At 67.1% G+C, this 21,268-nt stretch carries 19 protein-coding genes; 11 read left to right on the forward strand and 8 right to left on the reverse strand.

Annotated features, from left to right (window positions below; translation table 11 throughout):
* Positions 1-6 precede the first annotated feature (6 nt).
* Positions 7-1,617 (reverse strand): carboxyl transferase domain-containing protein, encoded by a 1,611-nt coding sequence (locus tag AC5P8D_RS19885; protein WP_495203595.1) that lies wholly within the window; start codon positions 1,615-1,617, stop codon positions 7-9.
* Positions 1,618-1,627: 10 nt separating this feature from the next.
* Positions 1,628-2,791, reverse strand: a complete 1,164-nt coding sequence (locus tag AC5P8D_RS19890; RefSeq protein WP_019337659.1) for an isovaleryl-CoA dehydrogenase — start codon at positions 2,789-2,791, stop codon at positions 1,628-1,630.
* Between the two features lie 161 nt (positions 2,792-2,952).
* On the opposite strand from AC5P8D_RS19890, the gene AC5P8D_RS19895 reads away from it, so the two are divergent.
* From AC5P8D_RS19895 to AC5P8D_RS19905, 3 genes are all read left to right on the forward strand, one after another.
* Complete coding sequence (locus AC5P8D_RS19895; RefSeq protein WP_019337660.1) at positions 2,953-3,570, forward strand: TetR/AcrR family transcriptional regulator; 618 nt, start codon at positions 2,953-2,955, stop codon at positions 3,568-3,570.
* 219 nt (positions 3,571-3,789) lie between these two features.
* A complete protein-coding gene (locus tag AC5P8D_RS19900; protein WP_043400625.1) occupies positions 3,790-4,308 on the forward strand; it encodes a c-type cytochrome in 519 nt (172 codons plus the stop codon).
* Between the two features lie 291 nt (positions 4,309-4,599).
* On the forward strand, positions 4,600-6,045 hold the full coding sequence (locus tag AC5P8D_RS19905; protein ID WP_495203596.1) for an ExeM/NucH family extracellular endonuclease: 1,446 nt from the start codon (positions 4,600-4,602) through the stop codon (positions 6,043-6,045).
* 301 nt (positions 6,046-6,346) lie between these two features.
* Here AC5P8D_RS19905 and AC5P8D_RS19910 read toward each other — a convergent pair whose 3' ends face one another.
* A complete protein-coding gene (locus tag AC5P8D_RS19910) occupies positions 6,347-7,204 on the reverse strand; it encodes an EamA family transporter (RefSeq protein ID WP_159359660.1) in 858 nt (285 codons plus the stop codon).
* Positions 7,205-7,247: 43 nt separating this feature from the next.
* Between AC5P8D_RS19910 and AC5P8D_RS19915 the strand changes: the two genes are divergently transcribed.
* Together AC5P8D_RS19915 and zapE are read left to right on the forward strand one after the other, a co-directional pair.
* Positions 7,248-7,919 carry an alpha/beta hydrolase gene (locus tag AC5P8D_RS19915; protein ID WP_049454316.1) on the forward strand — a complete coding sequence of 224 codons (672 nt, stop codon included), beginning with the start codon at positions 7,248-7,250 and terminating at the stop codon, positions 7,917-7,919.
* Positions 7,916-9,016: a cell division protein ZapE gene (gene zapE / locus AC5P8D_RS19920; protein WP_029380119.1), complete on the forward strand. Its 1,101-nt coding sequence runs from the start codon at positions 7,916-7,918 to the stop codon at positions 9,014-9,016. The genes AC5P8D_RS19915 and zapE overlap by 4 nt, the downstream gene beginning before the upstream one ends.
* 102 nt (positions 9,017-9,118) lie before the next feature.
* Here zapE and AC5P8D_RS19925 read toward each other — a convergent pair whose 3' ends face one another.
* The gene (locus tag AC5P8D_RS19925; protein ID WP_164192485.1) at positions 9,119-9,955 is read right to left on the reverse strand and encodes a DUF2884 family protein; all 837 of its coding nucleotides are present in this window, start codon (positions 9,953-9,955) and stop codon (positions 9,119-9,121) included.
* A 530-nt stretch (positions 9,956-10,485) separates the two neighbouring features.
* Here AC5P8D_RS19925 and AC5P8D_RS19930 point away from each other — a divergent pair.
* Positions 10,486-12,888, forward strand: a complete 2,403-nt coding sequence (locus AC5P8D_RS19930; RefSeq protein ID WP_049409985.1) for a ribonucleoside-diphosphate reductase subunit alpha — start codon at positions 10,486-10,488, stop codon at positions 12,886-12,888.
* Between the two features lie 430 nt (positions 12,889-13,318).
* A complete protein-coding gene (locus AC5P8D_RS19935; RefSeq protein WP_005407669.1) occupies positions 13,319-14,338 on the forward strand; it encodes a ribonucleotide-diphosphate reductase subunit beta in 1,020 nt (339 codons plus the stop codon).
* Positions 14,339-14,482: 144 nt separating this feature from the next.
* On the opposite strand, the gene AC5P8D_RS19940 is transcribed toward AC5P8D_RS19935, so the two are convergent.
* Positions 14,483-15,118: a LysE family translocator gene (locus AC5P8D_RS19940; RefSeq protein WP_109815145.1), complete on the reverse strand. Its 636-nt coding sequence runs from the start codon at positions 15,116-15,118 to the stop codon at positions 14,483-14,485.
* Positions 15,119-15,271: 153 nt separating this feature from the next.
* Here AC5P8D_RS19940 and AC5P8D_RS19945 point away from each other — a divergent pair, with 153 nt between their 5' ends.
* From AC5P8D_RS19945 to AC5P8D_RS19955, 3 genes are all read left to right on the forward strand, one after another.
* On the forward strand, positions 15,272-15,673 hold the full coding sequence (locus AC5P8D_RS19945; RefSeq protein ID WP_004153688.1) for an acyl-CoA thioesterase: 402 nt from the start codon (positions 15,272-15,274) through the stop codon (positions 15,671-15,673).
* A 55-nt stretch (positions 15,674-15,728) separates the two neighbouring features.
* On the forward strand, positions 15,729-16,535 hold the full coding sequence (locus AC5P8D_RS19950; RefSeq protein WP_312719860.1) for an NAD-dependent protein deacetylase: 807 nt from the start codon (positions 15,729-15,731) through the stop codon (positions 16,533-16,535).
* A 165-nt stretch (positions 16,536-16,700) separates the two neighbouring features.
* Positions 16,701-17,801, forward strand: coding sequence for an oxidoreductase (locus AC5P8D_RS19955; RefSeq protein ID WP_099559707.1), 1,101 nt, complete (start codon positions 16,701-16,703; stop codon positions 17,799-17,801).
* Positions 17,802-17,804: 3 nt separating this feature from the next.
* Here the strand turns inward: AC5P8D_RS19955 and AC5P8D_RS19960 are convergent, their stop codons facing one another.
* Positions 17,805-18,716, reverse strand: a complete 912-nt coding sequence (locus tag AC5P8D_RS19960; protein ID WP_049435484.1) for a LysR substrate-binding domain-containing protein — start codon at positions 18,714-18,716, stop codon at positions 17,805-17,807.
* A gap of 114 nt (positions 18,717-18,830) precedes the next feature.
* On the opposite strand from AC5P8D_RS19960, the gene purU reads away from it, so the two are divergent.
* Entirely contained in the window at positions 18,831-19,682 is an 852-nt protein-coding gene (purU, locus tag AC5P8D_RS19965) for a formyltetrahydrofolate deformylase (protein ID WP_099559752.1), read from the forward strand.
* A gap of 207 nt (positions 19,683-19,889) precedes the next feature.
* Here the strand turns inward: purU and pncA are convergent, their stop codons facing one another.
* Complete coding sequence (gene pncA, locus AC5P8D_RS19970) at positions 19,890-20,516, reverse strand: bifunctional nicotinamidase/pyrazinamidase (protein ID WP_071306318.1); 627 nt, start codon at positions 20,514-20,516, stop codon at positions 19,890-19,892.
* A 56-nt stretch (positions 20,517-20,572) separates the two neighbouring features.
* The gene (locus AC5P8D_RS19975; protein WP_019337787.1) at positions 20,573-21,259 is read right to left on the reverse strand and encodes an epoxyqueuosine reductase QueH; all 687 of its coding nucleotides are present in this window, start codon (positions 21,257-21,259) and stop codon (positions 20,573-20,575) included.
* Positions 21,260-21,268 lie beyond the last annotated feature (9 nt).

Consider the following 21,268-nt stretch of genomic DNA (forward strand, 5'->3'; position numbering starts at 1 on the left):
CACGGGTTACATGCGGAACACGCCGAAGCGCGTCTGCTGCGGGGCGGCGTTGAGGCTGGCCGACAGCGCCAGGGCCAGTACGCGGCGGGTGTCGGCCGGATCGATCACGCCGTCGTCCCACAGGCGCGCGCTGGCGTAGTACGGGTGGCCCTGCTGCTCGAACTGCTCGCGGATCGGTGCCTTGAACGCATCTTCCTCCGCTGCCGGCCACTGGCCGCCCTTGGCTTCGATGCCATCGCGCTTGACCGTGGCCAGAACGCTGGCGGCCTGTTCGCCGCCCATCACGCCGATGCGTGCGTTGGGCCACATCCACAGGAAGTTGGGCGAATAGGCGCGGCCGCACATGCCGTAGTTGCCGGCACCGAACGAGCCGCCGATGACCACGGTGAACTTGGGAACCTTGGCGCAGGCTACTGCCATCACCAGCTTGGCGCCGTCCTTGGCGATGCCGCCCTGTTCGTACTTGCGGCCGACCATGAAGCCGGTGATGTTCTGCAGGAACACCAGCGGGACGTTGCGCTGGGTGCACAGCTCGATGAAGTGCGCGCCTTTCAGTGCCGACTCGGAGAACAGGATGCCGTTGTTGGCGATGATGCCGATCGGGTAGCCGTTCAGATGCGCGAAGCCGGTAACCAGTGTTGCGCCATAGCGCGGCTTGAACTCGTCAAAGCGCGAGCCATCGACCAGGCGTGCGATCACTTCGCGCACGTCGTAGGGCTTGCGCGTATCGGCGGGAATCACCCCATACAGTTCATGCGCCGGCAGCAGCGGTTCCTTGGGCGCCTGCACCGCCATCGCCGGCTCCGGCTTGCGCCAGTTCAGCTGGGCGATGATCGCGCGTACCCGTGCCAGCGCCTGCAGATCGTTGTCGGCCATGTGGTCGGCCACGCCGGAGATGCGCGTGTGTACGTCGGCACCGCCCAGTTCCTCGGCCGTCACCACTTCACCGGTGGCGGCCTTCACCAGCGGCGGGCCGCCGAGGAAGATCGTGCCCTGCTCGCGCACGATCACCGTCTCGTCGCTCATCGCCGGCACGTAGGCACCACCGGCGGTGCAGCTGCCCATCACGCAGGCGATCTGCGGAATGCCCTGCGCCGACAGGTTGGCCTGGTTGTAGAAGATGCGGCCGAAATGATCGCGGTCGGGGAACACCTCATCCTGCAGCGGCAGGAAGGCGCCGCCGGAATCGACCAGGTAGATGCACGGCAGGTGGTTCTGCTCGGCGATCTCCTGCGCGCGCAGGTGCTTCTTCACCGTCATCGGGTAGTAGGTGCCGCCCTTGACCGTGGCGTCGTTGGCCACGATCACGCATTCCACGCCGCTCACGCGGCCGATGCCGGCCACCACGCCGGCGGCGGGCACGGCATCGTCATACATGCCGTGCGCGGCCAGCGGCGCGATTTCCAGGAAGGCGCTGCCGGGGTCGAGCAGGGCGTCGATACGGTCGCGCACCAGCAGCTTGCCGCGCGCGGTGTGCTTGGCGCGTGCCGCCTCGCTTCCGCCCAGTGCAGTGCGGGCAAGCGTGGCGTGCAGGTCGTCGACCACGGCCTGCATGGCCGCGCGGTTGCTTTCAAACGTTTCGCTGCCCGGTTGCAGCTGGCTGTTCAGGACGGTCATCGCGGTGGCCTTACAGGGTGCGCTGGAACAGTTCGCGGCCGATCAGCATGCGGCGGATCTCCGAGGTGCCGGCGCCGATTTCATACAGCTTGGCGTCGCGCCACAAACGGCCGGTCGGGTATTCGTTGATGTAGCCGTTGCCGCCCAGGATCTGGATCGCCTGGCCGGTCAGCCAGGTCGCCTTCTCGGCGGCGTACAGGATGGCACCGGCGGCGTCCTGGCGGGTGGTGCGGCCCTGGTCGCAGGCGCGTGCCACGGCATAGACATACGCACGGCAGGCGCCCAGGCCCACGTACATGTCGGCAATCTTGCCCTGGATCAGCTGGAAGCTGCCGATCGCCTCACCGAACTGGTGGCGCTCGTGCACGTAGGGCATCACCACGTCCATCGCCGCGGCCATCAGGCCCAGCGGGCCGCCGGACAGCACCACGCGCTCGTAGTCCAGGCCGGACATCAGCACGCGCACGCCGCCACCGATCTGGCCCAGCACGTTTTCTTCCGGTACTTCGCAGTCCTGGAACACCAGCTCGCAGGTGGGCGAGGAACGCATGCCCAGCTTGTCCAGCTTCTGCGCGGTGGAGAAGCCCTTCATGCCCTTCTCGACCAGGAACGCGGTGATGCCCTTGGCGCCGGCGTCCATGTCGGTCTTGGCATAGACCACCAGCACGTCGGCATCCGGGCCGTTGGTGATCCACATCTTGTTGCCGTTGAGCACGTAGCGGTCACCACGCTTGTCGGCGCGCAGTTTCATCGACACCACGTCCGAACCGGCACCCGGCTCGCTCATCGCCAGCGCGCCGACCAGGCTGCCGTTGCACAGGCCCGGCAGGAAGCGCTGTTTCTGTTCTTCGTTGCCATTCTTGCGCAGCTGGTTCACGCACAGGTTGGAGTGCGCGCCGTAGGACAGGCCGATGCCGCCGGAAGCACGCGAGATCTCTTCCATCGCCACCACGTGGGCCAGGTAGCCCATGCCGGTGCCGCCGTATTCTTCTTCCACGGTGAGGCCGAGCAGGCCCTGTTCGCCCAGCTTCGGCCACAGGGCCAGCGGGAACTGATTGGTGGCATCGGCCTCAGCGGCCAGCGGCGCGACCTCGGCGGCGGCAAAATGGGCCACGCTCTGGCGCAGCAGGTCGATGTCTTCGCCAAGGTCGAAGTTCAGGGATGGCACGTGCATTGTGGTGGCTCCACGGCGGGATGGCAGGAAATGGACGCACCCGGCGGGGGAGCGGGCGGCGGTCTGCAGGACCGCTGCCCGCACGGGCGATTGGACCCCAGCGTAGCTGGGTTCGGGTAAGAAGTGAATACAAATTCAAAAATTGAAACTAGAATCAAAACATGGCCTACAAACGCTCTGCACTGATGGAAGAACGGCTGGCCGGGGCCCGTGAACGGATCCTGTTGGCCACCCGCGAGCTGGTCGCCACCGGCGGCTGGCGCAATGCTCCGGTAACCGCCGTGGCGACCCAGGCGGGGGTGTCCACCGGCCTGATCTACCGGCACTTCCCGTCCAAGGCCGAGTTGTTCGTGGAGGTGCTCAACGCCGCCGTGGCCCACGAGGTTGCGATCATGGAACGCATCGCCAGCGGCCCGGAGGTGGCCAGCGAGCGCCTGCGGCTGGCGATCACCGCCTTCGTCCGCCGCGCCCTGGCCGGGCCGGGGCTGGCGCACGCCTTCATCGTTGAACCGGTCGACCCGGACGTGGAAGCCGAGCGCATGCGCGGTCGCCGCGCGTTCGGTGACGTGTTCCTGCGGCTGGTGGAGGAGGGCGTGGCGGCCGGTGAGCTGCCGGCGCAGGACGCGCATGTGGCCGCCGCCTGCCTGGTCGGCGCCTTCACCGAAGCCATGGTCGGCCCGACCGCGCCCAGCCGCGAAGCACACCGCGACGAAGACGCACTGGTGGATGCGATCTGCAGCTTCTGCCTGCGTGCGATCGGCGCCCCCGCAAAACGGTAGCGCCGGGCCATGCCCGGCGGCTGTTGCCATCCTCGACCGTTGTTGCCGCGCTTCGCGCTCGCCGGGCACGGCCCGGCGCTACCCGCATGCGGCCACGGCCGCATGTTGCGCCGCACCAGCAGTGACGCCTGTTGTCGCACGCAAAGCGCGTTCTATACTCGGTCCATCACGCAGTCGCTCAGCCGTGGTCCAACGACTATCAGCCAGGGGTAACGAAGAGTGCGGAATTACGATCTGGAGTTCCTGAAACGCTTCTCCATGGTGATCGCGCTGCTGGCGACCATCACCCTCGGCCTCATCCTCCTTGCCGCCTACATCCACACCCGGATTCCGCCCGAGGTGTCGCCGGCCGCGGCCAAGCGCACCGAACAGCGCATCTCGCCCACCGGCGCGGTCTATGCCGGCAGCACCGGCGCCGCCGCGCAGGCCGCCGCCAAGGCCGCCGCGCTGGCCAAGGCCGCGTCGCAGGTGGCCTACGGCGGCACAAAGGACGGCAAGGTCATCTTCGACAACCTGTGCACCGCCTGCCACACCACCGGTGTGGGCATGGCGCCGACGCTGGACCATTCGCACTGGGACAAGCGCATCGCACAGGGCAAGGACACCCTCTACAAGCACGCCATCGAGGGCTACACCGGCCCGGACGGCGGCATCATGCCGCCCAAGGGCGGCAACCCGGCGCTGACCGAGGAGCAGATCCACGCCACCGTGGACTGGATGCTGGGCAACCTGAAGTAGGCGGCGAACGGCGAAAACGTCGAAACATGGAACGGCCGAACGGGATGGCGGAACCGCGGAACGGGGGTAGAGTCGACTGTCAGTCGACTGCTCTTCCCAACGCCACCAAAAATGCCCGCGCTGCGCGCGATAGTCGACTGACAGTCGACGCTACCCGCCGGTCGCCCAATCGCCCCGGTCGTTCTCCGTCCGCCGCCGGCGGCTTTGCCGGCCAAGGCCAAAACCGCGCGCGTCGCTGGGTTTCGCATTTCAGGGTTAGTCTGTGCGCCTCTTCCATGGAGTCGCCCGTCGATGCGCCGCCGTTCCCTCGCCCTTGCCCTGTCCCTGCTGCTGCCGGCCGGCGCCTTTGCCCAGGCCCAGCCGCAGGCCGCACCGGTCGCGTCGCCCTCCACTGCGCGCAGCAGCGCCACCGTGGTGCTGACCGCCGCGCCGGCCGACTGGCGTGTGCTGGATGGCCAGCGCGTGCGCATCGCCGCACCGCTGACCCTGGCCGGTACCGACGGCCTGGAGCGCTTCGGCCAGCTCACCGTGGCCTTCGATGGTCGCCTCTGGCAGCCGACCGAAGTGGCCGCGCCGGGTACTGCCGGCTACGAGCAGGTGATGGCCGACAACCAGCGCCGCCGCTTGGTGCTGGACGACGGCAGCGATGCCCGCGACCCGGCCAGCGTGGCCTACCTGCCGGGCAACCCGGTGCTGCGTACCGGCATGCAGCTGCGCAATGTGGAGGGCATCGTGCGTGTGGACGCACAGGGCCGCCCGCGCCTGCAGGTCGAAGGCGCGCTGAAGCTGCCGGAGCTGAAGCGCCCAGCGGTGCCGACCGTGCCGGGCAGCCTGCACGTGGCGGCCTTCAACCTGGAGAACTTCTTCAATGGTGACGGCCAGGGCGGTGGCTTCCCGACCCTGCGCGGCGCGCGCACGCTGGACGAGCACAAGGCGCAGGTGGTCAAGCTGGTCACCACGGTCAACGCGCTGGGCGCCGATGTCGCCGCGCTGATGGAGCTGGAGAACGACGGCTACGGCCCGCAGTCGGCCATCGCCGAACTGGTCGACGCGCTCAACCGCGATCGCGGCGCGCAGGGCGACTGGCGCTTCGTTGACGCCGGCAACGGCCCGGGCGACAACCCGATCCGCGTCGGCATCATCTACCGCAGCTCGCGGCTGCAGCCGGTGGGCGCGCCGGCCACGCTGACCGGCGGCCCGTTCGTCGAGCACAGCCGCGTGCCGTTGGCGCAGGCCTTCCAGGGCAAGCAGGGTGCGCCGTTCGTGGTGGTCGCCAACCACTTCAAGTCGAAGGGCTGCCGCGATGCGAGCGGCGCCGACGCCGACCGCAACGACAACCAGGGCTGCTGGAACGCCACCCGCGTGACCTCCGCGCAGCAGCTGCACGCCTGGCTGCAGACCGACCCGACCGGTACCGGTGCAAAGGACGCGGTACTGCTGGGCGATTTCAACGCCTACGCGATGGAAGACCCGATCCGCACCCTGCATGACCTGGGCTGGCAGGACGCGTTCAAGGTCGCCAAGGTCGAGCATCCCTACAGCTACGTCTACAACGGCTACACCGGCCGCCTCGACCATGCATTGCTGAGCCCGGGCATGGCCAAGCGCCTGCGCGGCGCCGCCGAATGGCACAGCAACGCCGACGAGCAGGACGCCAGCGGCTACCAGGGCCGCAACGTGCAGGGCCCGTGGCGCAGCTCCGACCACGACCCACTGCTGCTGGGTTTCGACAGATAAGGTTCGCCGGGGATCTGCTCTGGGAGGGACCTTGATCGGCACGGATGCCGCCTTTGCTTTTGATCTACCAGTCCGCCTTCAAGCGAGCCGAGCATCGCAGGTGAATCAGGGGCGAAGAGGCGCCGATGTCTGAGCGCAGCGAGTTCGGCGCCGTCCCCTGGTTCACCGAGAAGCGCAGGGTACCGGTGCACAGCACCGGCTCGCGGCTGGCGGCGCGTTTCTTTTGGTTACTTTTCTTTTCGCGCGAAAAGAAAAGTGACATCCCACCGCGGGCGCGGAAATGGCCCGCCGCAACCAACGCTCACCCCCAGGCGATCAACCCGATCGCCAGCACCGCCAGTGCCAGGCCCGCGCGGTTCCACTTCGTGGTCGCCTCGCCGAACGCGAACACGCCCACCAGTGCACCCAGCACCACCACGCCGATGTTCATGCCGGCGAACACGGTGGCCGGGCTGTCCGGCATCGACTGGTGCGCATGCACATAGAACAGGATGTTGCCGCCGTTGAGCAGGCCCAGCAGCGCACCCGCGCCGAGGTTGCGCCAGGCCAGCCGGCTGCGGCCACTGAAATGCCGCCACAACTGCAGCGCCAGCATCAGCACGAACGCCACGCTGAAGCTGGCCAGCACCGCCGCCATCGACGGGGTGCCGGACAGCGCCACCTGCTTGAGCAGCACGTCGACCACCGCGAACCCGGCCCAGACGCCCAGCAGCCAGCCCCAGCCACCGGGTGAGGACGCCACCGCCGGTCCGCGCGGGCGCAGGCTGATCGCCACCATGGCGACCAGGCCCAGCGCCAGGCCGACCAACTTCCACGGCGTGGCGGTCTGACCGAAGAACAGGAACGCGGCGGCCAATGACAGCAGCAGCGACAGCCGCTGCGCCACGTCGCTGCGGACGATGCCGGCCACCGCCACCGCGCGGCCCAGCACCAGGAAGATCGACGGCAGCACCACCGCCAGCGCCAGCAATGACAGCCACGGCGCATGCGGCGCGCGCAGCGCGTCCAGCGGCGGCTGCAGCACCGCGGCGGTGAGCGTTGCAGCCACCAGATAGTTCCAGGTGACCATCTGCGCGACATCCAGCTGGCGGCGTCCGGCCACCTTCAACACCACCGAAACCAGCACGCTGCAGATCACGGCCAAGGACAGGTAGAGCATGGGGCGGGCACAGGGCGGGGGCAGGGGACGGTATCATGGTGCCATGCACAAGCCTTCGTTCCCCGTCGCCCCTGGCGAAACCGCCTGCCTCGAACTGGACGGCCCGGCCGGCCCGCTGGAAGTGGTCGTCGACCTGCCCAAGGCCGACGCGCCGGTGCAGCCGATCGTGGCCATCGTCTGCCATCCGCTGTCCACCGAGGGCGGCACCCTGCACAACAAGGTGGTCACCATGACCGCCACCACCCTGCGCGAGCTGGGCATCGCCACGGTGCGCTTCAACTTCCGCAGTGTTGGCGCGTCGGCCGGTGAGTTCGACCACGGCGTGGGCGAGCAGGATGACCTGAAGGCCGTCGCCGCCTGGGTGCGCAGCCAGCGTCCGGACGACCGCCTGTGGCTGGCCGGTTTCAGCTTCGGCTCGTTCGTGTCGCTGAAGGCCGCTGCCGCGCTGCAGCCGGAAGCGCTGATCTCGATCGCGCCGCCGGCCGGTCGCTGGGATTTCGATGGCATCGCACCGCCGGCGCGCTGGTTGGTGATCCAGGGCGAGCAGGACGAGATCGTCGACCCGCAGGCCGTCTACCAGTGGCTGGACACGCTGGACTTCCCGCATGAGCTGGTGCGCATGCCCGAGACCAGCCACTTCTTCCACCGCAAGCTGATCGACCTGCGCGGCGCGCTGACCCACGGCGTGAAACATTGGCTGGGCGCAGCGGCATGAGTGCAACCGAGTTGACCCCGTCGCAGCGGTACGCGGAAGGGGTCGCCCGTGGCGACTGGCAGAACGACCCGGCCCAGCATGCGGCGCTGGCCGAGCTGGACCGCATCCACCTGGGCCTGCTGGACAGTGCCGAGGACGGCTGGCTGGACCGCCTGTCCTCGTTCTGGAAAAAGCCCGAGCCGGTGAAGGGCCTGTATTTCTGGGGTGGCGTCGGCCGCGGCAAGACCTTCCTGGTCGACCTGTTCTACGACGGCCTGCCGATCAAGCAGAAGTACCGCACCCACTTCCATCGCTTCATGCGCAGCGTCCACGAGCGCCTGCGCGAGCACCAGGGCCAGAGCGACCCGCTGGCGAAGATCGCCCAGGAATGGCGCAGCAACCTGCGCGTGCTGGTGCTCGACGAGTTCTTCGTCACCGACATCGGCGATGCGATGCTGCTGGCGCGGTTGCTGGAGCGCCTGTTCGCCGAGGGCGTGACCCTGGTCACCACCTCCAACACGGCGGTGGAGAACCTGTACCTCAATGGCCTGCAGCGCGAGAGCTTCCTGCCGGCCATCGGCCTGTTGCAGCGCTTCTGCGTCGAGTTGTACGCCGAAGGCACCGAGGATTACCGCATGCGCGCGCTGACCCGCTCGCCGGTGTACCGCGCACCGCTGGCGGCCGACAGCGATGAGTGGCTGGCCACGCGCTGGAACGAGCTGAGTGGCGGCCAGCCGGCCAAGGCCGGCAACATCGAGATCGAGGGCCGCAAGATCCCGGTCCGTGGCCGCGGCAAGAGCATTGCCTGGTTTGATTTCGCCGCGCTGTGCGAGGGCCCGCGCGGGCCCTCGGACTACATCGAGATCGCGCACGAGTTCAACACGGTGCTGCTGGGCGGCATCCCCGCCTTCGACCGCCTGAACGAAGACGCCGCGCGCCGCTTCGTCAACCTGATCGACGAGCTGTACGACCGCCACGTCAACCTGGTCTGCACCGCCAGCACCTCGCCGATCGAGCTGTACACCGGCCAGCGCCTGCAGGGTGCGTTCGAGCGCACCGCCTCGCGCCTGATCGAAATGCAGAGCGCCGAATACCTGGGCACCCCGCACCGGGCGTGAGGGTAGTGCCGTTTGTAGAGCCGAGCCCACGCTCGGCTGCCTTTGCATGATGTGCCGAAAAGCAGCCGAGCGTGGGCTCGGCTCTACGACAGCACGGCGCGGCTATCGGGTGGGCGCAACCGCGCTCCCCAACGGCCGCTCATCCGGCCCGGCCGACACATGCAGCCCCGAGCCGCTGCCGTGCTCCACCCGAACGCTCTCGCCGCGCTCCAGCAGCCGCAGTGGCTGTCCCTGGTAGCGCACTTCCAGCGCATCGTGGGCCTCTGCCAGTGAACGCACCAGCGGGCAAAGGGCCATTGCCTTGGCTTCCAGCTGCTGGCTGCGCGCTTCCATGCGGCGGTCGACTTCGGCATCGAGGCGATCGGCGCGGCGCTCCATGGCCCCGGCGCGGCCGGTGAACACCTGCCACAGCACGCTGCGGGTCATCGACCCGGCCATCGTCTCGGCCATCTGCTCGATGTGCGCGTCGAAGCCATCGCCGAAGGCTTCCTGTTCCCAGTAGCCGCGGCCCAGGCTGGCGTCGATCCAGTCCTGCATCTCGCCGCGCATCGCCCGCATCTGGCGGTTGCGGGACTTGCCGGTGATGGCCTCGAAGGCAGCGTCCAGCGCATCGAAGGTGACCCCGGAGACTTCGTGGGCCAGTGCGGTGGCCGCCGGCATCAACTGGCGGGCACCGGCCTCCATCTGCCGCAGGCGGGCGGCGTCGGCGGCGCTGACCGTGACCATCCTGCCGTCCAGGCTCAGCTCGCCGTCGTGGAACACCACTTCATGCGGCGCCTGCGGGCCATGCCGCAGCCAGATGCCGCCGCTGTCCACCAGCACGTCATAGTCGGTATGGATGCCGCACTGGTCCGAACGCAGGTCCAGCCCCTCGGCGGCCAGCGCCGGGGCGATGAACAGGGCGGGCAGCAGGGCCAGCGCGGGCAACCGCAGGTGCATCGGAGCATCCTTTTCCGGGAGCGAGCGGCCAGCATCCGCCGTCAGCGCGCGGGCGTCACCGGCCGGAAGTCACCCGTCCACCGGATTCCCACCGGCTGCCCACCATCTATCCACAGGGTTGTCCCTAGCCAGTTTCATCACTGTCATGTGAAGCTGTCATTGTTCCGTTTTCGCGGTGCGTTGTACCACCGCAATGACGCCTTTCGGGCTTGACTGCGCAGCCCGTTCCGGCAGGTCTGAAGCGTCTGATCCGGGCGCCGATGGCACGATCCTTGCGGCGCAAGGGATTGCCGAATTTCACTACATTTGGCGTTGACGGACCCCACTACCCCCACTATCTTGTGGCCGTCGGTCGCAGCAACCCCAATTCCAGGGGATGCCCGGGGTACCCATCCGCGATCGCCAACGGCAGTGGCAGGCGCAGGGTCTCATCCCCTGCGACGCCGTCCTGCCATCCTGGGCTGTCATGTCCCGGGCTGCGTCACCCGATGCATCGAGCACCCACCAATCACGCCAAGAGGACACACGCCGTGACCACCGAATCCAGCGCCACCATCGAGAAGGAAAGCGAATTCCTGTTGACGTCGCCGCCGACGGCCAACGCGATGAGTGTGACCAAGCGCAATGGCACGACCGAACTGGTGGACCTGAACAAGATCGTGCGCGCGGTGCAGCGTTCCTCCGAAGGCCTGCACGCCGTCGATCCGATGCGCGTGGCCACCCGCACCATTTCCGGCCTGTACAACGGCGCCACCACCCGCGAGCTGGACGAACTGTCCATCCGCACCGCCGCCCTGCTGATCGGTGAAGAGCCCGAATACGGCCGCCTGGCTGCGCGCCTGCTGGCCAACTACATCGCCAAGGAAGTCTCCGGCCAGGAAATCTACGCATTCTCGCAGTCGGTCAGCCGTGGCCATGAAGTCGGCCTGATCAACGACCGCCTGCTGAACTTCGTGCAGACCAACGCACGCAAGCTCAACGATGCCATCGACATCTCGCTGGACCTGAACTTCGATTACTTCGGCCTGCGCACCCTGTACGACCGTTACCTGCTGCGCCACCCGCACACCCGCAAGGTGATCGAGACCCCGCAGCAGTTCTTCCTGCGCATCGCCAGCGCGCTGAGCGAGGACGTGTCCGAGACCCTGGCGCTGTACAAGCGCATGGGCAACCTGGACTACCTGCCGTCCAGCCCGACCCTGTTCAACTCCGGCACCACCCACGAGCAGCTGTCCTCGTGCTTCCTGCTGGACTCGCCGCAGGACTCGCTGGAGTCGATCTATTCCAAGTACGGCGACATCGCCCAGCTTTCCAAGTTCTCCGGCGGCATCGGCGTCAGCTACACCCGTGTGCGTTCGCGTGGTTCGCTGATCAAGTCGACCAACGGCCACTCCAACGGCATCGTGCCGTGGCTGAAGACCATGGATTCGTCCGTGGCCGCAGTGAACCAGGGCGGCAAGCGCAAGGGCGCGGCCTGCGTGTACCTGGAAACCTGGCACGCCGACATCGAGGACTTCCTCGAGCTGCGTGACAACACCGGTGACGAAGCCCGCCGTGCGCACAACCTGAACCTGGCCAACTGGGTGCCGGACCTGTTCATGAAGCGCGTCGAGGCCGACCAGGAATGGTCGCTGTTCGATCCGCGCGTCGTGCCGGAGTTCACCGACCTGTTCGGCGAAGCCTTCGAGCAGGCCTACCTGCAGGCCGAAGCCCAGGGCAAGGCCAACCGCACCATCTCCGCGCGCAAGCTGTACGCCCGCATGATGCGTACGCTGGCCGAGACCGGCAACGGCTGGATGACCTTCAAGGACAAGTGCAACCGCGCCAGCAACCAGACCCTGCGTCCGGGCAACGTGATCCACCTGTCCAACCTGTGCACCGAAATCCTGGAAGTCACTTCCAACGATGAAACCGCGGTGTGCAACCTGGGTTCGATCAACCTGGGCAACCACTTCGACGAGCACAACGAGTTCGACTTCGAGAAGCTGGCCGAGACCGTGCGCCTGGCCGTGCGCCAGCTCGACCGCGTCATCGACCTGAACTTCTACCCGATCGAAACCGCCCGCCGCGCCAACCTGCGCTGGCGTCCGGTCGGCCTGGGCTGCATGGGCCTGCAGGACGTGTTCTTCCGCAAGCGCCTGCCGTTCGACAGCGCCGAAGCCCGCGCCCTGTCGAAGAAGATTGCCGAAGCGATCTACTTCCACGCGCTGGAAACCTCCTGCGAGCTGGCCCAGGAACGCGGCAAGCACCCGTCGTTCAACGACACCCGTGCCGCCAGCGGCGAACTGCAGTTCGACGCCTGGAACGTGGTGCCGGAAGACACCGCACGCTGGGATGCCCTGCGTGAGCGCATCAAGGAACACGGCCTGCGCAACTCGCTGATGATCGCGATCGCCCCGACCGCAACCATCGCCTCGATCGCCGGCTGCTACGAGTGCGTCGAGCCGCAGGTGTCCAACCTGTTCAAGCGCGAGACCCTGTCCGGTGACTTCCTGCAGGTCAACCGCTACCTGGTGAACGAGCTGAAGAAGCTGGGCCTGTGGACCGCCGACATGCGCGATGCCATCAAGCTGGCCGAAGGTTCCATCGCCGGCGTGGCGCAGATTCCGGAAACGCTGCGCGAGGTCTACCGCACCGCGTGGGAACTGCCGATGCGCTCGCTGATCGACATGGCCGCCGAGCGTGGCGCCTTCATCGACCAGTCGGCCTCGCTCAACCTGTTCATGGAAAGCCCGAACATCGGCGCGATGTCCTCCATGTACATGTACGCCTGGAAGCAGGGCATCAAGACCACCTACTACCTGCGTTCGCGCCCGGCCACCAAGATCGCCAAGACCACGGTGAGCAGCGCGGCCCCGGCCAAGGTGTTCAGCCCGGACGAAGCCATCGCCTGCTCGCTGGAAAACCCGGAAGCCTGCGAGGCCTGCCAGTAAGCAAAAAAGAAGGGCCCCAAGCGGTAACTTGGGGCCCTTCTGATGCTTCACAAAACCCAAACTCCGTATCCGGATGAGGGTCTAGATCTGCCACTTCCTCTAAGAAGTGGAGCGAGTATAGCAATCCAGATCTCGTTCTGCTGGCGGGTCAAGTTGTAGTCCGGATGCCTTTTTTGTTTAGGTAAATTAACGATGGCTACTAATCCGCCGAAAAACAACGCTCGTATTGGTGCGGTTCGCGACCGCTCGCAGTTCCTGACGCCTTCCGGCCATCACGCAAAGCGTGGACCCGATGGGCGAATCATGGATGTGAAGACTAGCAGCAAGGATCCTTTCAAGGGTGTGCGGCGCGAATACAAGTGATCTACAGCTGGGGAGAGTATTCTCTCCCCAGCTTTCTGCATTTTGAAATTGAGGAAAACTGACACCCATGGCCGACAAGCCCAAGCAGATGCTGCTCGATCCCGGTTTTGAACTGACCCTGCGCCCGATGCGCTACCCGCAGTTCTATGACATGTACCGGAATGCGATCAAGAACACCTGGACGGTGGAAGAGATCAACTTCCAGATCGACATCACCGACCTGCACAGCAAGATGTCGCCGGGTGAGCGCCACCTGATCCACCGGCTGGTCGCGTTCTTCGCCACCGGCGACTCGATCGTGTCCAACAACCTGGTGCTGAACCTGTACCAGCACCTCAATGCGCCGGAAGCGCGCATGTACCTGTCGCGCCAGCTGTATGAAGAAGCGCTTCACGTGCAGTTCTACCTGACCCTGCTCGACAATTACCTGCCGGATCCGGAAGAGCGCGCCAAGGCGTTCTCGGCGGTGGAGAACATCGACTCGATCAAGAAGAAGGCCGACTTCTGCTTCAAGTGGATCGACTCGATCCAGAGCCTGACCCGCATCGAGACCCGCGAACAGCGCCGCCAGTTCCTGCTCAACCAGATCTGCTTCGCCGCTTGCATCGAAGGCCTGTTCTTCTTCGCTGCCTTCGCCTACGTGTACTACTTCCGTTCGCGTGGCCTGCTGCCGGGCCTGGCCTCGGGCACCAACTGGGTGTTCCGCGACGAGAGCGCGCACATGGAGTTCGCGTTTGAGTCGGTGCGTGTGGTGCGTGAGGAAGAACCGGACCTGTTCGACGAAGAGATGAAGCAGCAGGTCTACGACATGCTGGCCGAGGCGATCGAGTGCGAAGTGCAGTTCGCCGAGGACGTGCTGTCCGGCGGCGTGGCCGGCATTTCCACCCGCGACATGCGCCAGTACCTGCAGCACTGCGCCGACCAGCATTTCGCCAAGCTGGGCATGGAAAAGAAGTACAACGTGCGCAACCCGCTGCCGTTCATGGAACTGCAGGACGTGCAGGAACTGACCAACTTCTTCGAACGCCGCGTCTCGGCTTACCAGGTCGGCGTGCAGGGCGAAGTGGCCTTCGACATGAACTTCTGATCGAACCGGTCAAGCCTGTCGCAACGAAAAACCCCGGCGATCGCCGGGGTTTTTTGTTGCGCGCCGGGCTTTTGCAGAGTCGAGCCATGCTCGACTGCTGTCCGCGAAGATCAGTCGAGCATGGCCCGACTCTACAAAGAGCGGCTATCGCCGCCCTTCCACCGTCATGCGCACCGCCAGCCCGGCCAGTACCGTGCCCATCAGCCAACGCTGCACCATCTGCCAGGTGGGGTGCGCGGCCAGGAAGCCGGCGATGCTGCCAGCGGTCAGCGCGATCATGCCATTCACGCTGACACTGACCAGGATCTGGGTGGAGCCCAGCACGATCGACTGCATCAGCACGCTGCCTTCGCTGTCCGGGTGCAGGAACTGCGGCAGCAGCGACAGGTACATCACCGCCACTTTGGGGTTCAGCAGATTGGTCAGAAAGCCCATCGTGAACAACTTGCGCGGGCTGTCCTGCGGCAGGTCGCGCACTGCAAACGGCGAACGGCCACCCGGCTTGAGCGCCTGCCAGGCCAGGTACAGCAGGTACAGCGCGCCGCCAATGCGCAGCGCGTCGTAGGCGAACGGTACCGTCATCAGCAGGGCGGTGATGCCCAGCGCCGCGCACAGCATGTAGAACACGAAGCCCAGCGCCACCCCGCCCAGCGAGATCAGTCCCGCCATCGGCCCCTGGCAGATCGAGCGCGAGATGACGTAGATCATGTTCGGCCCGGGCGTGATCACCATGGCCAGCGAGACCAGTGCAAAGGCCAGAAGGTCGGAAGTGGCGGGCATGGGTGGTCCTGGCGGTGGGCGTGGCGCAGTGTAGCGCCTGCCATGGGCGGGGCCTGCGCAGGCACCGCTGCCAGGTGGCCATTGCACATGCGTTCCGATGGCCGTCACGCCGGTCGCATAAAATTACCGGACCCCACACACCGAAGCACCCCCATGACCCCGATCCCCGAGACCGTGCCGCCCACCGAAGTGCGCATGGCCGAAATCGTCTTCCCGAACCACACCAACCACCTCGGCACCCTGTTCGGTGGGCAGGCACTGGCGTGGATGGACAAGGCGGCCTTCCTGGCCGCCGCCCGCTATTCGCGCCGCACGGTGGTGACCGCGCGCAGCGACCAGGTCGACTTCAAGCTGCCGATCCGCATCGGCCAGATGGTCGAGACCATCGGCCGCATCGTCGAAGTCGGCCGCAGCTCGATGAAGGTCGAGGTGGAGCTGGTCGCCGAAGACCTGCATAGCGGTGAGCGCAAGCTGTGTACCCGCGGCCACTTCGTGATGATCGCGCTGGACGAGGAGGGCCACCCGATCGCGGTGCCACCGCTGCCGGCGGCCTGACCCGGCCAACGGACCGGCGCTTGCGGGGGCGCCGCCGCGCCCCCATCTGGCAGCCATGACCCCGCCACTGACCGACTTCATCGACCGCGCCCAGCGCCTGTTCGTGCTGACCGGCGCGGGCTGCAGCACCGCCTCGGGCATTCCCGATTACCGGGATACCGACGGCCAGTGGAAACGCACGCCGCCGGTGACCTACCAGGCCTTCATGGGCGAGGCGGCCACCCGCCAGCGCTACTGGGCGCGCAGCCTGCTGGGCTGGCCGCGCTTCGGCCTGGCCCGGCCCAATGGCACCCACCAGGCCCTGGCTGCCCTGGAAAGCCGCGGCAAGCTGCAGGTGCTGCTGACCCAGAACGTGGACGGCCTGCACCAGCGGGCCGGCAGCTGCAACGTGATCGACCTGCATGGCCGACTGGATCGGGTGCGCTGCATGGGCTGCGAACGCCGCAGCGGCCGCGAGGACTTCCAGCAGCGCCTGCTGGACGCCAATCCGGGCTGGGACGCGCTGCAGGCCGGTATCGCCCCGGATGGCGATGCCGATCTGGAGACCGATTTCTCCAGCTTCGTGGTGCCCGATTGCCCGTCCTGCGGCGGCCTGCTGAAGCCGGACGTGGTGTTCTTCGGCGAAAACGTGCCCCGTGAACGCGTGGCAGCGGTGCATGAGCACCTGCAGCAGGCAGACGCCGTGCTGGTGGTGGGTTCTTCGCTGATGGTCTATTCCGGTTTCCGCTTCGTGCAGGCGGCGGCCAGGGCAGGGCTGCCGGTGGCGGCGCTGAACCGCGGCCGCACCCGTGCCGACGACCTGCTGCAGTTCAAGGATGAGCGGGACTGCGCTGAGGCGCTTGCAGGGCTCGTTACCGGGTAGCGCCGGGCCATGCCCGGCGGAAACGGGGTGCCGCGCCGCACGTTCGCCGGGCATGGCCCGGCGCTACCCATCATGCGTCCCCGCGAAACAGCGATCCATCCAGATGGTTGATCCGCGAGCCGCGCGGCGGTGCAATACGCACCCCCTACGTCGTTCATCACCGTCTTGAGCCAGCTGTTCTCGCCGATTTCATTCGGCCCCCTGACCCTGTCCAACCGCATCGTCATCGCGCCGATGTGCCAGTACTCCGCCGAAGACGGTCGCGCCAGCGACTGGCACGCCATGCACCTGGGCAACCTGGCGCAGTCGGGCGCTGGCCTGCTGATCCTGGAAGCCACCGCGGTCGAGCCGCGCGGCCGCATCAGCTGGGCCGATCTGGGCCTGTGGGACGACGGTACCGAAGCCGCGTTGGCACAGGTGCTGGCCAGCGTCCGCCGCTGGTCGCCGATGCCACTGGGCATCCAGCTCGGCCACGCCGGCCGCAAGGCCTCGGTGAAGCGCCCGTGGGACGGCGGCGGCCAGTTGCCAGCCGATGATGCGCGTGGCTGGTCCACCGTGGCGCCGTCGTCGCTGCCGTTCCATGCCGGCGATCCGGCACCGCAGGAACTGGACGAGGCCGGCATCGCCGAGGTCATCGCCGCCTTCGCCGCCAGTGCGGTGCGCGCCGAGCGCCTGGGCTTCGAGCTGATCGAGCTGCATGCCGCGCACGGCTATCTGCTGCACCAGTTCCTGTCGCCGCTGAGCAACCGCCGCACCGATGGCTATGGTGGCTCGCTGCCGAACCGCCTGCGCCTGCTGGTGGAAGTGTTCGACGCGGTGCGTGCGGTAGTGTCCGACAAGGTCGCCGTGGGTGTACGCATTTCCGCCAGCGACTGGGTCGACGGTGGTTGGGATCTGGTGCAGAGCGAAGCGCTGGCCCAGGTGCTGGACGCGCGCGGCTGCAATTTCCTGCATGTCTCCAGCGGCGGCCTGGACGAGCGCCAGAAGATCACCGTCGGCCCGGGCTACCAGGTGCCGTTCGCGGCGGCGATCAAGGCCAAGGTGCGCATGCCGGTCATCGCTGTGGGCATGATCACCGAGCCCGAGCAGGCCGAATCGATCCTGCGCCATCGCCACGCCGATGCCGTGGCCCTGGCGCGCGGCATCCTCTACGACCCGCGCTGGCCGTGGCATGCCGCCGCCGCGCTGCGCGACAGCGTGGAACCGGCGCCGCAGTATCTGCGCTGCGAGCCGCGCGACGCGCGCGGCGTGTTCAAGGCGCGCTGAGGCTCACACCCGCCAGGCCGGCGCCATGCCGGCCTGCAGGTGCTCGAACAGCGCGCGGATCTTGGCGGTGAAGTCGCGGCGGTCGCTGACGCAGAAATAGACCTCCATCGGCTCCGGGCGCCACGCCGTGTCGGCGCCGAACACCGCCTGCAGGCGGCCATCGCGCAGGTAGGGCTCGGCCACGAATGCGGCCAGCCGGGTGATGCCGGCACCGGTCGCGGCAAGCGTTGCCAGTGCATCGATGTCATCGCAGACCATGCTTGGTGGCAGCGCGGCGTCCACGCGCTGGCCATCCTTCAGCAGGCCCCAGCGCAGCGGCCGGCCATCGGTGGGGAAGCGGTGCAGCAGCCCGCGATGACCGCTCAGGTCGGAGGGTTGCTGCGGGGTGCCGTGCGCTTTCAGATAGGCCGGCGAGGCACAGAACACGAACGGGACGCGTGCCAGTTGCCGCGCGACCACGCCATCTTCCAGCTGTGCACCGATGCGGATGCTGGCATCCACCGCTTCCGGCCCATGTTGCACGGCGCGGTCGGTCAGGCGCAGCTCCAGCTGCAGTTGCGGGTAGCGCTGCTGCAGCGACGGCAGCAAGGGGGCAAGCACATGGCGGCCGAACGCGCTGCTGCTGGCGATGCGCAGCGGCCCGGCCGGTTCGATGTCACCGGAGGTGACCATCGCCTGCGCGCGCGCCAGGTCGGCTTCGATGTGGCGCACCTGCGCCAGGTACAGCGCGCCGGCCTCGCTGAGGGCCAGCTGGCGCGTACTTCGGTTCAGCAACCGTACCCCCAGATGCGCCTCCAGCCGGTTGATGTTCTGGCCGACTGCGGTGGCGCTGATGCCAAGGATGCGGGCCGCGGCAGCAATGCTGCCGGTCTCTGCGGTGCGGGTGAAGCTGCGGATCAGTTGCAACAGGTTCATGACCGACCAGCTTGCCACGGGGAGTTCCAAGTATCGCTTGGGACTGAACCAAGCAGGTCGGTTGCATCCGTGATCATCCGGCCGCTGGGCAGGGCGCTGCCCTACACTGTGGCGATGCGCCCCGATTCCATCCTTACCCTGTCCTGCCCCGACCGTACCGGTATCGTCTACCGCGTGTCCGGCCTGCTGTTCGACCACGGCTGCAACATCCTCGACGCCCAGCAGTTCGGCGACGAGGAGAGCGGCCGCTTCTTCCTGCGCGTGCATTTCGACCGCGATGCCAGCCTGCCGCTGGAGACCGTGTACGCCGCCATGGCCACGCTTGCCGAAGGCTTCGACATGGACTGGCAGCTGCATGATGGCCGCCGCCGCGCACGCCTGCTGGTGCTGGTCAGCAAGCAGGGGCACTGCCTCAACGATCTGCTGTTCCGTGCCCACAGCGGCCAGTTGAAAGTCGACATCGCGGCAGTGGCGTCCAACCACGCCGATTTCGCGCCATTGGCCGCGTCCTACCAGGTGCCGTTCCACCATCTGCCGGTGACCGCCGATACGCGTGCGGTGCAGGAGCAGCAGATCATCGACCTGGTCGAGCGCGAGCGCATCGATCTGGTGGTATTGGCGCGCTACATGCAGATCCTGTCGCCCACGCTGTGCCGCGCACTGGCCGGCCGTGCGATCAACATCCACCACAGCTTCCTGCCCAGCTTCAAGGGCGCGCAGCCGTATCACCAGGCGCACGCGCGCGGGGTCAAGATCATCGGTGCCACCGCGCACTATGTCACCGAGGATCTGGACGAAGGCCCGATCATCGAACAGGACGTGGCCCGCGTGGACCACGCGATGGCACCGCGCGAACTGGTGCGGCTGGGCAGCGATACCGAATCGCTGGTGCTGGCGCGCGCGGTGCGCCGCCATGTGGAGCACCGCATCCTGCTCAACGGGCACCGAACGGTGGTGTTCCGGTAATCGCCCATCCCGCGTCCGCCGGGCATGGCCCGGCACTACCGAATCCTGATTTCATCCAGTGAAAAGCCCCCGGTTCGGCCGTCCCGCGATCTGTAGGGGGGCGTAGTTGGGGGGCTGGATGAATCGATTGTGTTGTCGTGGGCAGGAGCGCGCAAGCGGCATAAGCGACGTGCGCGGTAGCGCCGGGCCATGCCCGGCGGTCGCCCGTCAGGCGATCGCGATTCCCGCCTTGCCCAGCGCCTCGCGCACCATCGCGTCATTGGCTTCGGTCACCGGCCGGGTCAGCTCCCACAGGAACTTCACCCGGAAGCCGGACTTCACTGCGTCCTGCGCGCTCCACAGCACGCAGTAATCGCGGGCCAGGCCGCACACGTGCACTTCGCGGATGCGGCGCTCGTGCAGCCAGCCGGCCAGGCCGGTAGCTGGGCGCTCGCCATCGGGGCCATGGTTCTCGCGGAAGGCGCTGTACGAATCCACCTGTTGGCGCGTGCCCTTGCGCAGGATCAGGTCGGCCACGGTCCAGTCCACGCCCGGGTGCAGGGCGGCACCGGCGCTGCCCTGCACGCAGTGGTCCGGCCACAGGGTCTGCGGCTGCGCGTGCAGCAGGATGGTCTCGAAGGGGCGTTGGCCGGGGTGCTGGCTGGCGAACGAGGCATGGTCGACCGGGTGCCAGTCCTGTGTCGCCACCACGGTGCGGTAGCGGCGCTGCGCCAGCAGACCGGCAATCGGTACCACCAGCGCATCGCCCTGGTCGCAGGCCAGCGTACCGCCGGGCATGAAGTCTGGCTGCAGGTCGATCACCAGCAGGGCGACATCGGCGGGCAGGGCAGTCATGGCAGGTCCACTACAACGTGAAGGGGCGACCAGCGTGGCCGCCCCGGCGGCACAGGTCAATCGCCCTGCGGCGTCCCAGCGTCCTGCCCGTAGTACAGCAGGCCGATCTTGATCCGCTCACGGCCATTCTCGCGGCGATGGCGGTTGGCATCGCGCAGCGAGTACACGCAGCCGCAGTACTCCTGCTGGTAGAACTGCTCGCGCTTGCTGATCTCGATCATGCGGCTGGCACCGCCGCCCTTGCGCCAGTTGTAATCCCAGTACTGCAGGCCCTCGTAGCGCGACGCGGCGCGGATGCCGCAGTCGTTGATCTGCGCCATGTTCTTCCAGCGCGAGATGCCCAGCGAAGAACTGATGGTGTCATAGCCGTGTTCGTGCGCGTACAGCGCAGTGCGCTCGAAACGCATGTCGAAGCACATCGTGCAGCGGATGCCGCGTTCGGGCTCGTTTTCCATGCCGCGCGCACGGCTGAACCAGTTGTCGGTGTCGTAGTCGCAATCGATGAACGGGATGCCGTGCTGCTCGGCGAAGCGGATGTTCTCCTGCTTGCGCAGCTCGTATTCCTTCACCGGATGGATGTTGGGGTTGTAGAAGAAGATCGCATAGTCGATCCCGGAGGCGGTGATCGCCTCCATCACTTCGCCGGAGCATGGCGCGCAGCATGAATGCAGCAGCAGGCGCTTGCCGTCGTCGGGCAGGGTCAGGGTAGGGCGTTGGAGCTCGGTCATCGTCAGGTACCGCATGGACCGCCG

This window comes from Stenotrophomonas sp. YJH_SMC_101-4 (assembly GCF_059370395.1).